The sequence below is a fragment of the Paenibacillus sp. 37 genome (assembly GCF_008386395.1).
GTDB lineage: Bacteria > Bacillota > Bacilli > Paenibacillales > Paenibacillaceae > Paenibacillus > Paenibacillus amylolyticus_B.
In genome coordinates this window covers 1,382,760-1,398,656 of record NZ_CP043761.1, presented here as the reverse complement: position 1 = coordinate 1,398,656, position 15,897 = coordinate 1,382,760, and the positions used below count along the sequence as shown (strand labels likewise).

Here is a 15,897-nt window from a genome sequence, read left to right as displayed (position 1 = left end):
TCGACATGAATAGGAGCATAACATGATGAAATATACCAATCCGGTCATTCCGGGGTTTTATCCAGATCCAAGTATCTGCCGTGTAGATGAAGACTATTATCTGGTAACCAGTACCTTTGAATATTTCCCTGGTGTGCCCATCTTCCACAGCAAAGACCTTGTGAACTGGCGACAGATCGGCCATGTCCTCACAACAACGGAGCAACTCCCTCTAGCAAACGCGGGCAACTCTGGCGGCATTTATGCCCCTACTCTCCGGTACCATGATGGCTGGTTCTATATGACAACAACCAATGTCAGCGGCGGCGGGAATTTTTATGTACGTAGTGCCCAGCCCGAGGGACCATGGTCTGCTCCGATTTTTGTTGATCAGGGCGGCATTGATCCCTCTTTTCTCTTTGATGAAGATGGACATGTGTATTTTCAAACGGCCTGTAACGGCGATGAAGGCGAGGGCATCTATCAATGCGAGATAGACATCATGACCGGAGCCAGACTAACGGATAGCCGATTAATCTGGACCGGAACCGGAGGCGCAGCCCCCGAAGCTCCCCACATGTATAAAATAAATAACCTCTACTATCTGATGATCGCCGAAGGTGGAACCGAGTATGGTCATATGGAGACCATTGCTCGAAGCACAGAGCCATACGGACCATTTGATCCGTGTCCTCATAATCCAATTCTGTCCAATCGAAGCATGAAAACCAGTATCCATGCAACTGGACATGCAGACCTTATCCAGATCCAGGATGGAAGCTGGTGGGCCGTATGTCTTGGCATCCGTCCAGCAGGTTACCCCATGCGGCACCATCTGGGACGTGAAACGTTCCTGGCACCTGTCACATGGACGGATAACGATTGGCCGACAATTGGTGTTGATGGACATATTGAACCGGTGATGACTGGACCTTCATTGCCTCAGCACCCTTGGTCACCTCAGGCTGCCCGGGATCATTTTGACGAACCAACCTTGGACATGAACTGGATCTTCTTGCGGAACCCGGCTCCGAATAGTTGGACACTCACAGAAAATCCCGGACAACTCATCCTGCGGGGGAATTCGGTATCGCTCGATGAGGGTAGAAATCCAGCCTTTGTTGGGCGTCGATTGAGCCATTTCTTATGCAATACGGCCACCGAGCTGTATTATGAGCCAAATGCGAGCGGTGAGGAAGCTGGATTAACCTTATTTATGAATGATAAATATCATTACGATTTGGCTGTAACACAGGTCGATGGGCAGAAGAAAATCGTATTGCGACGAACCGTCGGCTCTATGCGAACCGAACAGGTGCTTGACTGTGACAAGGGGCCTGTTGTAATACAAATCAAGGCTGACCGTAATCACTTCACGTTCCTCTACCAGCAAGGTTCATCCGATGCCATTGAAGTGGGTTCAGGAGAAACACATCTGTTATCTACCGAAGTGGCGAGTGGTTTCACTGGTGTGATGATCGCCATGTACGCTTATGCTCCATCGGAGGAGTCTACACCTGCAAGTTTCGATTGGTTTGACTATGAACCTCTGAACGAATAATCGTTTTAACTCCTATATTCAGTAATAGAAAATATAATATATGATCAGCTAAAATTATCCCCTTAAAGTAGATACTCTTTGAAAAGCCTTGTGTGGTAGCATAAGGAAATGAGTGAACTTTGAGGGGATTTTGCTATAACTATATCTTTCTTACGGATTGCACTGGAATTTATAAAAGAACCATTGCTTTATTAGAGAAGTTCTCCTAGTATTTTTAGAAGGAACACCCCAGCAGCTACCATCTTGGCAATACCTTCACTGCCCATATGATAGCGCTATCGCTGCAGCACGAAAGAAAAACGGGAGGTTGCAGATATGAAATGGAATCACTTCAAGTCCAAGCTTCTGTTTAAGTACACACTATCCTATATCTCCATTTTCCTGATCCCTCTTGTTATTTTAACCATCATTATTTATCACAACGCTGTGGACACGCTCCGTTCAGAGATTGAACAGACCAATGTCAATCAGCTCACTCAAGCCAAAACGGTCATTGATGATCGCATGAAGGAACTCCAAGACATTGCTTTTCGCATCGCCTACGATGAGCAGTTAACGCGATATTGGACCCACCATCCGTACTATAGTCGGGAATCAATCGGCGCATTGGTCAAATACAAAGCCACCAGTTCCATTATCGATGAGTTATTCCTGTTCTTCCGTGGAGATGATAACATCTATTCTTCTCAAGGTTCTGAGAACCTGGATGTATTCACTGGTCGCTACAAATTTACTACGTGGAACAAAACAGACATGATCCGGGATTTGAATAGCGTACAGTCCCCCACGATACGTCCAGCGGAGCAGGTCGTCCAAGGAACCAGAATACCCAATTCCATGCTGGCCTACCTTGTACCGATTGCACCTAACAATACGCCCGCCCATGGAACCGTCATGTACCTGATTCACGAGTCCAATCTGACGGGCCTAATTGATTCCATCCTCAGCGACTATCACGGGATGACTTATATTTTCGATAATTTCGGGCAAGTACTGGCAGCCAATTACAAGGGAGAAATCATATCCGAACAGGAAGTTAACGCTCTGTTTGTTCTTGAACCCGGAACGCACAGCATCTCCTTAAATCAAGAACCACATTCGGTTGTATCCGTTAAATCGGATGCGGGTTGGACTTATGTAACCGCTATGCCCAGCAACCAATTTTTTAGCCGAATCGTTCATATTCGCACCTTTGTTGTTCTTGTTTTCTCCTTCATGGTGGTGATGGGCACGTTCCTCGCCATTATGTTGGCCCGAAGACAGTACCATCCGATTTCAGACTTAATGGAGTTCATTCGGTTGAAGAATGATCCTGATCCATCCTCCACCACCAACGAGCTGGAATGGATAAAAAAAACACTGCATGATTATAGTCAGCGCGTAGATCTTCAGGAGCCCTATGCTCGCAATCATATTTTGCTCATGTTGCTGAAGCACGGTCACACCGGAGATTTTCCCTCTGAGTTTACGGATAAGCTTGGCATACGCTTTAACCGATCCCATTATTTTGTCATGATCATGGGCTGGGAAATGCATGCTTTTCCTATCGGTGATAACCCCGAGCAACCTACTGTCATGCAGCTGATGAACGATGTGGAGCTGCCCGAGTTGTCTGCTTATGCTTACGGCGTAGAGCTGCCACAGGCAGACCAATTGGCCCTTATCGTGGGATTCGATGCCGAAATTGGGCATGAAGGTAGCCTGAATACCCGTATGGAGCCTATCGTTGAAAAACTGCAATGGATGGTGACAGAACACACCGGGGTCGCGCCCGCAATCGGGATAGGCAATCGGTACACTTATCCGAAACAGCTGAATCAGTCCTACATTGAGGCCTCGACCGCTCTGGAAGCATCGATGCTGCATGGACAGGGCACCAGTACATATTTTAACAACCTTTCCGGTTCCGATGTACAGGATTCTTCCTTCTGGGTCCCTAAGGATGTGTTATTAAAGCTGGTTCAGAGCTTAAAACAAGGCAGCTATGATGTGGCGGTTCAGATGGTGTCAACTGCGTTGAATACCCTGAAATCCGAAATGCCGTCTGTACCGCTGCTGCGTTGCATCTGCTTTGATATTCTGAATACCATGCTCAAAACCGCTTCGGAGCTTGGAATCCATCATGTGGTTGATCAACTTCCAAGGATCACTTCCTACGACTCGTTGGAGGATTTGGAGAAAAAACTGACAGGCCTCGCCGCCGAAATCTGCGCCCATGTCGAGGCGAAGAGTGAGACGGAAGAAAGCTCTCTTATGGATGAAATCGTTGCTTATATCGATGCCAATTTCTCTGATTATGATCTCAGTTTAGGTACGATTTCATCGAAATTCACGATCTCTTCATCCTATTTCAGTCGTTCTTTCAAAGAAAAGATCGGCATGAACTTTACCCAATATATCTGGCAGAAACGGATGGATGAGGTCATTCGACTACTGCTGCATACTACCGATCCGTTAAAAGATATCATCACGCGTGTCGGTTACCTGGATACACCAAACTTCATCCGCAAATTCAAAAAAGAGACGGGTTATACCCCAGGGCAATACCGTAAATTGCACCGTCCCAACGGCTCCGCCGATTCCCCGGATGATGATGACGAGGAATGTACTGGATAAAAGGCTTATTGAATAAATAGAAACCTCCCCTGACCACATGGTTAGGGGAGGTTTGGTATTGGGATCAGTTCGTATACGTATATCGATCCGTGGCGACCGGTGTAATGATCCTATTTCTCAGCCGGGAAATGTTGAAGTCCTTGATGCACTGCATCCAGCAAACGGTGAGTCGGATCACAGCCGTACTCCCAGAACATGATGCCGGCCAGACCTTGCTCCTTTACGTAATCACATTTGCATTGGATCGATTCTTCATCATCATAAGATATGAGGCTGGACCCATTAAACAGAAACGGTGCACAGGCTTCTTCATCCCAATAACGAGTGAAGCCATTCTTGTTAATGTACTTCGCTTCCAGCTCGGCAAATGACGGACCATAGCCGCCTGTGCTACCAGCCATTTGATGGAGCCCGTGGTTTCGGTCAGGAACCTCATTCCAGATCCGGGAATAGAACGCAGCTCCGATCACAATCTTCTCCTTCGGGACACCAGCTCGAACAAACAGGGCCACGGAAGCATCCGTACTAATTCGAAACAGATCTCCTGTTGGCGTGTACAGATTCGTATGGTGTCCGGTCAGAACCTGAAAACCGCCGCGCATATCATAGGTCATCAACTGCACGTAATCCAGGTACTGCTGCACCTCGGCCATCTCTGTGCCATCAACGTAGTATTGATCAGCCCCTGCTGCAATGGTGAGCAGATAATGACGGCCATCCGCTTCTCCCTTGGCACTCAGTGCCTCCCGCATCGTCTTGAGAAGTAAGGTAAAATTCCGTTTATCATCAGGACTGGATGCGATACCAGCTTCACCGTAACAAGGATATTCCCAGTCCAGATCGATCCCGTCAAAAGGATATTCCTCCAGCGCCCTAAACGCCGATGCAGCCATGCTGTCCCTCCCCGCCTGGGTTGAGGCGGCTTCGGAAAAACCGCCAGCGCTCCATCCGCCTACAGACAACAGCACTTTAAGATTTGGATGCTCCCGCTTGATGTTCTGGATCACATGGCCATTTTTTAAATGCTCGGTAGTGATTGCATCATTCTTGACATGTCCGAAGGCTATGTTCAGATGTGTTAACTTCGACAGATCCTCATGTGTCATGTCAGGAAGAACTGAATCAACGGCATAACCCGCAGCAATATATTTCATCACTCTCTTCACTCCGATCCAATCGATGATTGAGATATCGCAGCAGCAATCTGCAAGGCTTCCTTCCCGGTACCAATCTTGTACCCGGAAGCCGAATAACGAACTTGATGCAGAGTATCCAGCACAAACAGATGTGGATAACCCGCTTCATAAGCCGCAGGCTTCGAAATGAAGCCAGACAAGGAAGCATAACTGGAATCTTGTACAAAAACCGTACGTACAGGCAGCTTTGGATAACCAACAGGGTCAAAAGAAGCGTTCCATTCCATATCTCCGATCATGAGTACGATTGGAATACCCAACTTATCCAGCGGCTCTGCCAGCTCGCACAGTTCACGAATCAGATGTTTGGTCGGTTCCCGCTCCGGTTCAATCCAGGCAGCAATGGCACCCTCCGATCCCAGAAGTTCCTCCAGTTCTACCTCTGTACCATTCAGACGGGTCAGTATACTTCCTGGTGCCAGTTTACCCAGTACAGGAATATCAACCTCAGTCTCGCGATAAGACAAGACAACCTCAGTGGTATCTCCAGCGTTCACGGTAAAGTAAACGAATCGTACTTTTGCCGTTCCATCTTTCATCCGAATGCCTGTCGTTAAGCGATAAGCTCCTGCCTCAACCTCATATGGCTCACTATAGACATCCGTACTGCCATAAGGATAAATCAACGTCTTGTAGACGCCATCTTCCAGAAGGGCAAACGAGAAATTTTCGAAATAAGATGCTTCAGGTGTATCCTGCGGAACTTTTATATCCCTATGAAGATGGAGCATTCCCCAGCTTGTGCTCTTTTGAGTTTGAGGTGAGGTGAGACTAAACACTGCATCCTCCCAGCCTTTGTCACTTAGATACTGTGGTTTCTGTGCGCTCGGATGTAATCGGGCTGGAATACCCAAACTGCGACATACAGCCACAAACAAAATATCCAGCGACTGAGAGTCTCCCTTCATTAGACTAAACGTCCCTATTGGATTCCCTTTGCCTTTTAGATTAGGAAGATCTTCATAGTATTCATATTGCTGTTCCAGCATTCGGGCAAGTGTCGAGGGATTCTCCCTGAACGCTGCCGCCTCATCTGCCGAAAAGGCATTGTGGAATACACCTCGATAAGGGACCAGCATCTCATAGGAAATCCGCGGACACAGGATGTATCTCACAAACGTATCTTCCGCCCATGATCCTTGCTGCGAGAGTGCACCAATCAGATGATCATCCAGCGTCTGGCGAAAAGTATCAATTAAATCTTTTTCATTCATCGACTCCAGCAACCGGAGCGGCCACTCACCGTATGGATTGGAACGTTCCTCCAGGAAAGCTGCAATTACCCGGCTGTTCCCCCGTGCCTTGCGGAGAATATCCCATACACGTACGGAGGGAAGTCCAACCCCTTTAGATAACGAGACAGCTTCCTCCTCACTCAGGAAAGTGTCTTCGTACCTGCCACGGATCTGCGCTCCTTCCTCCAGACGACGGTTGTGTTCCTGCATCTTCTCTTCGGGTAACGCAGTCCCGACCTCTCCTTTCCCTTCAGGCGGAGGGACCATATCGAAATCTGCACTCCCTGTAGGCTGCTCTGCCGAGTCTAACACCAGTTCGATAACCTTGTTTTCCTGAGCCTTGAATAGGATCTCACTCCACTTGCCGCCGCTAACTGCACGAATCAAAAGGTCACCACAGCCAGTCTTAAAGGTCGCTTCCCCTTGTGCATCCGTCCTAATTTCGGCAATCGGATAGAATTCAGCCGTATTGTACAGCTCAAAACGAACACTCGCGCCGGGTACGGGCTCTCCCTGTTCATTTTTCACCTTCACATAGATGTTGCGTGTGGGCGCATAGTTCTCAAGCAAATTAATTTCCGTAAATCCCTTTTCCGAGAGCGTAATATCCTCTGGTCCGGGATAGTCGGCATAGATCCTTGTATTAATCAGCATGGCCCTGCGGGCTGGCGGGCTGAACCATCCTTGGTTCAGACGGGCTTCCGGCTCACATGCCCCGATGTAATACCATTGACCATCTGCCCAGGCTTCTACCCAAGCATGATTGCTGTCGCAGTGAGCCCAGCGCGGCGTATAGACCTGACGGGCAGGTATACCGATGCTGCGAAGAGCGGCCACCGCCAGCGTGGATTCTTCGCCACATCGACCACGAGCATTCCGGATCATCGTCAGCGGTGATATCGTGCGCAGATCGCTACCAATATAGGTCGCTTTCTCATGACACCAGTAATTGGTCTCCAGAATGGCATCAGCCATGGATAACTTCGCTGTCCGCTCGGCTAATTCGTCATAGATCAAACCGCGGAAATCTTCAATATTTTCCGTATTTATGCGATAAGGCAATACAAAATGAAGGAACAAATGATCAGGAACTCGTTCTCCCCAAGGCACACGTTTGCGAGTGTCCAAAGCCCGTCGCACATGACTTAAGAACAAGTCCCCGTTATAATCAGCCATGTCGTTTACCGGCATATAGGCATAGACAACCTTCAACGCCCATGCCTCTTCATGCGTTAGCTCCTGCTGAAAAACATGAAACAATTCCGATTTGCGGGCCTCTGCAAAACGTACCTTCTCCTGGAACTTCTGCTCGATTCTCTCCAATGACTGTGCATCAAGGGAAAATACCAAGGTTTGGCTGGTCATTGCATTCTCACTCCTTCCACAGCTTTCCGTCTTCCCGAATACAGATCAAGGCCGTTCCGTCCGAAGACGGCGCAGTAATCTGGAACAGGCTGCGAGTCGTTTCAATAACAGGCTCACAACTCCATGATTCCTCACCCATAAGCAGCTTCACATCCTGTGTAAATTCACCATGGGTTTCATAATAATTGCGTTCACGGTAGTAGAGCTTGCGAAGCTCCCATTTGATTCGTTCGTCTTCCGGCAACTCAAACGACTGATCCGTTCCGTCATCCGAGAATACAACATAACCCCATAACTCCGGGTAATGCATGTTGATAATACCCATAGGTGACCACACCCAGTTGTCCTCTGGATAAGGTTTGCCCGTCTCCGGATTCAGCACCTTGCGGTACTCACCGCCCTGTACCTCGGTCTGCCACTCCACACGTGAGAAGTTGACACGCCAGAACTCACCTGGTGCAGGTGGACGGTTTTCTTCGGCGCATTCCTTTAGACTGTTCCAGGGAATCGCAACTTCCAAGCTCCATTTTCGGTTATCCGCACCAGGATTGTTCAGTTCCCCATCGATATATACGGCCGTCTTGAGACCGCTGATATCCCAACCGTTAACCGGAGGCCCACCATCCCGATAAGGCTTCACTAATAACAGGTCCCATACGGTATTGAGCGCATTGATCTCAAACTCATAATATTGATGGGAATCCCCGTCGGGATCGATAAAAATCTCGAAGTCATTATCATAAAAAATAACGGAATCACGCTCAGTCAGGGTAGCCCATATCTGATCTTCCATCAGCTCGGCAGCAAAGTAGAAATAGTCGTCATCCCACAGCATTTTTACCTGCGTCTGTTTCTCTGGCTTTGGACGAATATCACCTTCGATATCAACGAAATCATCTGTCCAATGGGCCGTATCCCAAAATGCCTTATCCACACGGCCGTCTAATACCAACGGTTCCTGCGCACGATTGCATATATAATGTTTGGGAGCATACTCAATCTTGGGCTCTGGCACTCCACTTCTGTTCATGTCACTCTCTCCAATTCGTAAGGGAGGGCATGCATCTATCGGCACACGCCCTCCCCCTAATAGTTAGTTATGGGTGACAACGGCTCCAGCGCCGCCGTACATTTCCAGCTCCTCATCGAATTCGAGCTTAAGAACGGTCACCTGTTCATGTGTGTCCTCCGGGGTCATCTTAATCCACGTTGTTCCCGGAATATTGAACCATGGCACGCCTCCATGAATCTCATGATGGAGTTCTTTGCCCGAATGCAGCACGGTAATTTTCTTGATCTGATTGCAGAGACCTTTGATGCACACATTCTCTTTTGGATCGTCATACACAAGCAGGTACAGCGTCTTTCGATCCTCGGATACGGTGCTTCCCCCCAGATAATAGCGAGGCATAATGCCTTCACCCGTGCCGAAGACGGCCTCTTCATGGGTTCGGATCCAAGCTCCCAGTCCAAGCAGAATATCCTCCTGCCTCTGATCGATGGTGCCATCTTCACGCGGACCGATATCCAGCAACATATTACCGCCCATGGAAATGCAGTCACAGAACATTCGAATGATCTGATTTAACGACTTGTATTTATGATCTGTTGGCACATAACCCCAAGATGTATTGATTGTGGTGCAGAATTCCCAGGGTCCCTCCGGTCTTGTAATCGGAATGCCCTGCTCAGGCGTTTTGTAATCCCCATAACCTTGAAGGCGGGAGTTGATGATGATATCCGGGTTAAAAGATTGAAGATAATGCTTGAACTCCGGCAGATTCCACTGTTGGGCGCTCCGTTCCCAGTCCCCATCAAACCACAGCAGATCCACCTTTCCGTAATTTGTTAAAATCTCTCCCAGTTGATGGTTATTAAATTGCAGGAACTCCTGCCACTTTGCCTGATCCTGAACGCCGTCCACAGGACTTGAATGCCGGTTGACACTACTGAGATCCTCCGGTACTTTTCCACCTTCATACACGCTAGGATAATCCGGGTGTGACCAATCAATCAGCGAGAAATACATCCCCAGATGAATGCCCTTTTCCCGAATCGCTTCCGCATATTCCTTCACAATGTCACGATTCGCTGGTGTCTGTTTGACAACATTGAGATCGCTATATTGCGTATCCCATAACGCAACGCCATCATGATGCTTCGTTGTCAGCACCGCATACCGGGCTCCAGACTTTTCAATCAGGTCCGCCCACTTCTCCGCGTTGAATTCCGAAGCCGTAAACCCATCCAGTTGTTTCATATATTCTTCATGGGACATCCTGCCATTATAGAAGGACCAAGACTCCGCAACCCCGTCTACCGCATAGATGCCATAGTGGATGAATATCCCCAGCTTGGCTTCTTCAAACCATTTTTGCATAACGGTCCACCTCCCCCGAGAATTCTTATATGCGAAAAATTTAAGGCAGCTAACATTATTGAAGCTAACTGCTGTCTTTCTGCATGGGATGTACCTTGATGGGCTTTATTGCCCCGAATTCCAGCGGTCATATGCCCCCTGATACAGTTCGATGATACGGTCACTGCCCATTTTCTTCATCTGTGCAATGTACTTATCCCAGTTCTCAAGTGGTTCCTGGCCGGTCACAAACTTCGCTTCCATCTGTTTAACGTACGTATCCAGGTCAGACAATAGAGCGGTTGCTTCGCTTTGCTCTTCATTCGTCAAATAAACGTTAGGAAATGGTGCTTTTCCGATAGGTACCAACTTCTCTTGATTCTGCTGGTCAATCCACTCATCAAATTCGGTGCGAAGACCCTTCGCTACTTCGGGATCATTAATGCCAGGTGTCAAGATACCAAAGTTCGGCGTGATTTTACCGCGGTATTCCTCACGATCCCCACCCCCAGGAACGGGAAGCCACTCTTTTACGTGATTTTCCTTGTCTTTGAATTGCCATAACACACCTTCCGGACCTTGATTGAACAGAGTCGCACCTTCATAGCTGTACAAGTAATCGATCCATCGCATCGTCGCCTCAGGTGACGGGTTACTGCTCGTAATAGCAAAGGTACCGCGAGCCGACATACCCGGGTGTTTGCCGTATACCGGAGAGTCTGCTACCTCACTCTTCACGGGTGTCATCAGCGGATGATCCGTGCTAGGTTCACCACCGAGCGTGAAGTATGGATGGTAATCGTTGAACAGTGCAAGTTTGTTGCTTTCACCTTTAGCTTTTTTCTGATCGCCTGTTTGAGAGAAGGTCTCATGATCCAGCAAATCTTCCTTCCACAAGCGATTCATGAATGTCAGATACCCTTTATAACCTTCTTCTTGATAAGGGTAGTGAACTTTTCCGTCCTTATCAGAATAGATGCCTTCGTTGTACATTCCCCAGAAGCCGAAGAAGAACATGCGAAGATCATCCAGTTTTACAGAAGTCAGCGGAATTTCATCTTGCTGGCCATTGCCATTCGGATCTTCTTCTTTGACACGCTTGAGATACGTATACAATTCTTCCGTGGTCTTGGGCTCTTCTACGTTAAGCGCCTTTAGGAATTCCCCGTTGTACCACATTGGGCCTCTATACCACACAGCCGCTTTATCAATGAATGGGAGGGCATACATATGCCCATCAGGTGTTGTGAATGATTTGCGGACATCCGGGTTCTCATCGAGAATCTTTTTGATATTCGGGGCGTAACCTTCGTCAATGTATTTCTCCAACGGGATCAGGATGCCCTGGCTGCCATATGTCACCTGCTCGGCTGGCTTGAGGTCCGCAGCATAGAACATATCCGGCAAGTCTCCGCTGGCAAATACCAGATTTTTTTTCGTTTCAAAGCTGTCGATCGGTGATAGCTGGTATTCCAGCTTGATGCCCGACAATTTCTCCATCTCTTGCAGCACAGGCATTGTGCTCCAGTCGGCTACGCCGGCATCCTGGGACATGACCTTCAAGGTTAACGTTTTGTCTACAATAGGAAAGCCTTCTTTTTTGACTCCCTCAACTTTGGAGGTCGTGCTTCCGTCTTCATTGGTTGAACCACAAGCTGCAAGCAATGTTGCGAATAAGGTGAGACAGAGTGTAATGGATGAAGCCTTGCGAAGCTTTTTCATGACAACAACTCCCCTTGTTTAATGTGGTATATGGATTAAGATCAGCCCTTAACGGAACCGATCATAACACCCTGTACAAAGTAACGCTGGAGGAATGGATACACTGCAATGACCGGTAGGGTCGCAACAATAATGACAGCATATTTGACCAGTGCAGCAATCTCCGCTTTGGTATTCATCGCCGTTGCTGAAGATGTATCGATAGCGCCTCCCCCCTGCGCCGCCATTTCCTGAAGCACCAGAATCTGGCGCAGAAAGAGCTGCAACGGGTACTTGGAGGAATCATTCAGATAGATCATCGCACTAAAATAGCTGTTCCAGTGTCCAACTCCGTAAAAGAGTGCCATCACTGCAATGATTGGCATGGAGAGCGGAAGCACAATCTTGATGAACAACCGGGTGTTGGTACAGCCATCTATATGCGCCGCTTCCTGCAACTCCTTGGGGATGGTCGATTGGAAGAATGTACGGCATACGATAATATTCCAGATGGATGCAGCTCCAGGCAGAATAAGTGCCCACATGCTATTCACCATACCAAGATCCTTGACCAGCAGGTAACTTGGGACAAGCCCTCCGCCGAAGAACATCGTTACCATAAACATCGCCATGAAGAATCCGCGTCCCACAAAATCCGAGCGGCTGAGCGCATAGGCTGCTGGTAACGTGACAATCAGGTTAACGATGGTACCTACGACCGTATAGATAATTGTATTTTTGTACCCGATCCAGATGTTGGTGTTCTCAAACACCCGGGCATAGCCCTCAAATGTAATTCCTTTCGGAAGTAACCACATCTCCCCGGAGCTTACGTATTTGGGATCACTAATTGAGGCACTGATGATATATAGCAGCGGATACAACACAATCACGAGCGCTACCGTCAGATAGATGTAGTTGCACACTAAGAACACCTTATCGCTTCTGCTTTCTTTCACTGCGGATGACATGTGTATTCCCTCCTTTTACCATAGGCTGTTTTCACTGGTACGGCGTGCAATCTGATTCACGGTAATAAGCAGAATCGCATTAACTACGGAGTTGAACAATCCCACCGCCGTAGAGAAACTGTACTGTGCATCGACCAGACCGGACCGATAGACAAAAGTTGAGATGACATCGGACGAGCCCATGTTCAGCGGATTTTGCAGCAGCAGGATTTTCTCAAATCCGACGCCCAGAATACTGCCCATATTCAGAATTAACAAGATCGTGATCGTAGGGATGATCGCTGGAATGTTAATATGCAAAATTCGTTTAAACCGGCTCGCACCATCCACCACAGCCGCTTCATGCAGTTGCGGGTCCACACCCGATAGAGCGGCAAGGTATATAATGGTGCCCCAGCCTGCACTTTGCCAGACTCCCGACAGTACATACACTGTCTTGAACCACGCAGGGTCCGTCAGGAATTGAGGTGCCTGGAATCCAAGGGCCTGTACCAAATTGACAATCATGCCTGACGAGGGTGATAAAAAGGTAATGATCATGCCCGACATCACCACGACCGAAATGAAATGCGGTGCATACGTGACGGTCTGCACAGTACGCTTGAAGAAGGAATCCTTCACTTCATTGAACGCTAACGCCAGAATAATCGGCAGTGGAAAACCTATAGCCAGCTCATACAAGCTGATGCTAAGGGTATTCCATAATAAATCCCAGAAATAATACGAATTGAAGAAACGGATGAAATGATCGAATCCGACCCATGGGCTTCCTGTGACACCAAGCGTTGGGATAAAGTTTTTAAATGCAATTTGTATGCCGTACATCGGACCATAATGGAATATCAGAAAGTATAAAAAGGCTGGCGCGATAAACAGATACAACTCCCAGTTCCGAATCGTCCTTCTCCATAATTTATTTTTCTTACTGCTCGGATTGGTGTATACCGATAAGTTTTGCGATAAGGCGGACTTCCCATCTGGTTGCATCAGTTGTTTCCTCCTTTTTTGGTAACGCTTACATACCGAGTTTATGGTTCATTGCCTAATCCGTAAATATGCCATTTCAATCTTCACTTCTAAAATCACGGAATATGCTGTTACAACGGGGGTTTACACTTTTGTTGCCAGCTTGTCATTGTCATTTCAGGGTTGTAAAACATGTAGAATTTGACCTATTTCCCTCCTGTAGTTGTCATTGAAAGTTTCATCACATGAACTTGAAAGATGTCAGATCCGAACTTAGGTTAGAAAACAGACCTTAAAGTCAAAACCCACATATACGCATGGGACACGGTATTGATGTCTACAGCCTTCATACTGAATTCTAAGGTTTGCAGGTTTCAAGGTTTTACCGACGTGATACAATGTAATATTATCTATCATAAACCTCTTGCACATTACAAGCCTGTAATGGCTTGCCTTTATTCTATATTTCTCCTCCCTCTTTCGTATATATGTTGTTTTTATCTTTGGCTTTAGGATACATAAACGCTTATAAACACTGGAAATATGGAATCATATATGTAGATTTTGCACAATGTCTGGAATCTGAAAACAGTAGATATTTCGGAAAAGACCATTAAAAAAAGCCATTCCGCTAACACGAACTGGCTTTATATCCTAAGCAGATATCCATTTCATTCATAAAAAATGACAGAATTAATCACACTAAATGTAATATAAATGATCATATGAAAACCTGGATACAGTTTCAATTCAAATAAAAAACGACTCTCCATACATGTATGGAGAGTCGTTTTGAAGATACACATCCGTTTTAACCATGTTCAGTTGTAGGGTTTGCAGTGAATTTACTTACCAGAAGGTTGAGCTTCTGCTGTATAGCCTGTTGGAATATCCGTTTCTGCAGTCACATTTGTGATAACCATCGGATACATCATGTCTGGATCAGGTTGAATAATGGAATAGAGCACGATGGCGCGTCCATCCTTCTCCAATTTCACATCATCAATCTTCAATCCATAACCAGGGTGCGGCATTTCAGCACTAAGTTTAACTTTGGTTGTTTTGTCATCAACCTTGGTCGTTGTTACTTCAGGTACAATCGCTTGTTGGCCTTCACCTGGATTGGTTGGAGTTGGCTCTGCTGAGCCGCCATTGCCGTGTTTATCCACAAATTCGAGTGCATTAAAGATCATGCTTGCAGCCTCCATACGGGTAAGCGACTGATCTGGACGGAAATTCCCGTCCTTATCCAGTTCAATGATGTTCATGTTCAGCAGGTTCTGGACTGCAGATATGGCGTCCTTACCGATTTTATTTTCGTCCTTAACAAGATTATACTTCATGATGACCGGATAATTCCCGGTTGTGTTAATCCCTTCATGTAGCAAAATGACAAACAGTTCACGCGTCATCTTGCCCTGTGGGTTCACTTCAACCGGAATGGACAGTCCATTCTGAGTAGCGGCCTGCACCGCATCGGCATACCACGTATCCGGACTGATTTTATTCTGAGCGGATGCTTCCGCAAATTCATTTTTTAGACCAAATGCGTTCACAATCAGTTGAACACCCTGAGGCTCGGACAATGCAAGATCTGGACGGAACAGATCCGCTGTTACTCCGTTAACAATGCCTTTTGATTTCAATGAATCCACAACCGACTTCTGACCTTCATCCTTCACATCTGTAAAAGCAAATACCGATGCACCTCCTGCTGTCAAAGAAACGCAGAGTGCAAGCGTTGCAGCCAATCCTTTTTTATGTTTCATTTCCTGGCACCTCCATATGATTAGTAAAGCCTATTTTTTACCTCTTCATTCCTACAGACGGGATACCCTCAGAAAATGTTTCAGTAATTTCGACATGTGGTGAATACAACACGGGAACACGGCATAGAACTCTTCTCCGTCGTAGCTAATCCGATTCACCTACGGTTTGCTAACTGGCT

General features: G+C 47.1%; 10 protein-coding genes. 2 read left to right on the top strand and 8 right to left on the bottom strand.

The window, feature by feature from the left end; genetic code table 11:
• Window positions 1-25: 25 nt before the first annotated feature.
• Together F0220_RS06110 and F0220_RS06105 are read left to right on the top strand one after the other, a co-directional pair.
• Window positions 26-1,540, top strand: a complete 1,515-nt coding sequence (locus F0220_RS06110) for a glycoside hydrolase family 43 protein (RefSeq protein WP_105600775.1) — start codon at window positions 26-28, stop codon at window positions 1,538-1,540.
• A 315-nt stretch (window positions 1,541-1,855) separates the two neighbouring features.
• A complete protein-coding gene (locus F0220_RS06105) occupies window positions 1,856-4,156 on the top strand; it encodes a helix-turn-helix domain-containing protein (protein WP_105600777.1) in 2,301 nt (766 codons plus the stop codon).
• A gap of 110 nt (window positions 4,157-4,266) precedes the next feature.
• Here F0220_RS06105 and F0220_RS06100 read toward each other — a convergent pair whose 3' ends face one another.
• From F0220_RS06100 to F0220_RS06065, 8 genes are all read right to left on the bottom strand, one after another.
• A complete protein-coding gene (locus F0220_RS06100; protein ID WP_105600779.1) occupies window positions 4,267-5,313 on the bottom strand; it encodes a glycoside hydrolase family 18 protein in 1,047 nt (348 codons plus the stop codon).
• Between the two features lie 5 nt (window positions 5,314-5,318).
• Window positions 5,319-7,952, bottom strand: a complete 2,634-nt coding sequence (locus F0220_RS06095) for a transglutaminase domain-containing protein (protein WP_105600780.1) — start codon at window positions 7,950-7,952, stop codon at window positions 5,319-5,321.
• A 7-nt stretch (window positions 7,953-7,959) separates the two neighbouring features.
• Window positions 7,960-8,982 (bottom strand): carbohydrate-binding family 9-like protein, encoded by a 1,023-nt coding sequence (locus F0220_RS06090; RefSeq protein WP_105600782.1) that lies wholly within the window; start codon window positions 8,980-8,982, stop codon window positions 7,960-7,962.
• Between the two features lie 63 nt (window positions 8,983-9,045).
• Window positions 9,046-10,332 (bottom strand): alpha-L-fucosidase, encoded by a 1,287-nt coding sequence (locus F0220_RS06085; RefSeq protein WP_105600783.1) that lies wholly within the window; start codon window positions 10,330-10,332, stop codon window positions 9,046-9,048.
• 105 nt (window positions 10,333-10,437) lie between these two features.
• Window positions 10,438-12,033 carry an extracellular solute-binding protein gene (locus F0220_RS06080; RefSeq protein ID WP_091015558.1) on the bottom strand — a complete coding sequence of 532 codons (1,596 nt, stop codon included), beginning with the start codon at window positions 12,031-12,033 and terminating at the stop codon, window positions 10,438-10,440.
• 41 nt (window positions 12,034-12,074) lie between these two features.
• A complete protein-coding gene (locus F0220_RS06075; RefSeq protein ID WP_105600785.1) occupies window positions 12,075-12,983 on the bottom strand; it encodes a carbohydrate ABC transporter permease in 909 nt (302 codons plus the stop codon).
• Between the two features lie 15 nt (window positions 12,984-12,998).
• Window positions 12,999-13,970, bottom strand: a complete 972-nt coding sequence (locus tag F0220_RS06070) for an ABC transporter permease (protein WP_036668763.1) — start codon at window positions 13,968-13,970, stop codon at window positions 12,999-13,001.
• Between the two features lie 824 nt (window positions 13,971-14,794).
• Window positions 14,795-15,718 carry an S-layer homology domain-containing protein gene (locus tag F0220_RS06065; RefSeq protein ID WP_091015562.1) on the bottom strand — a complete coding sequence of 308 codons (924 nt, stop codon included), beginning with the start codon at window positions 15,716-15,718 and terminating at the stop codon, window positions 14,795-14,797.
• Between the last annotated feature and the right edge of the window lie 179 nt (window positions 15,719-15,897).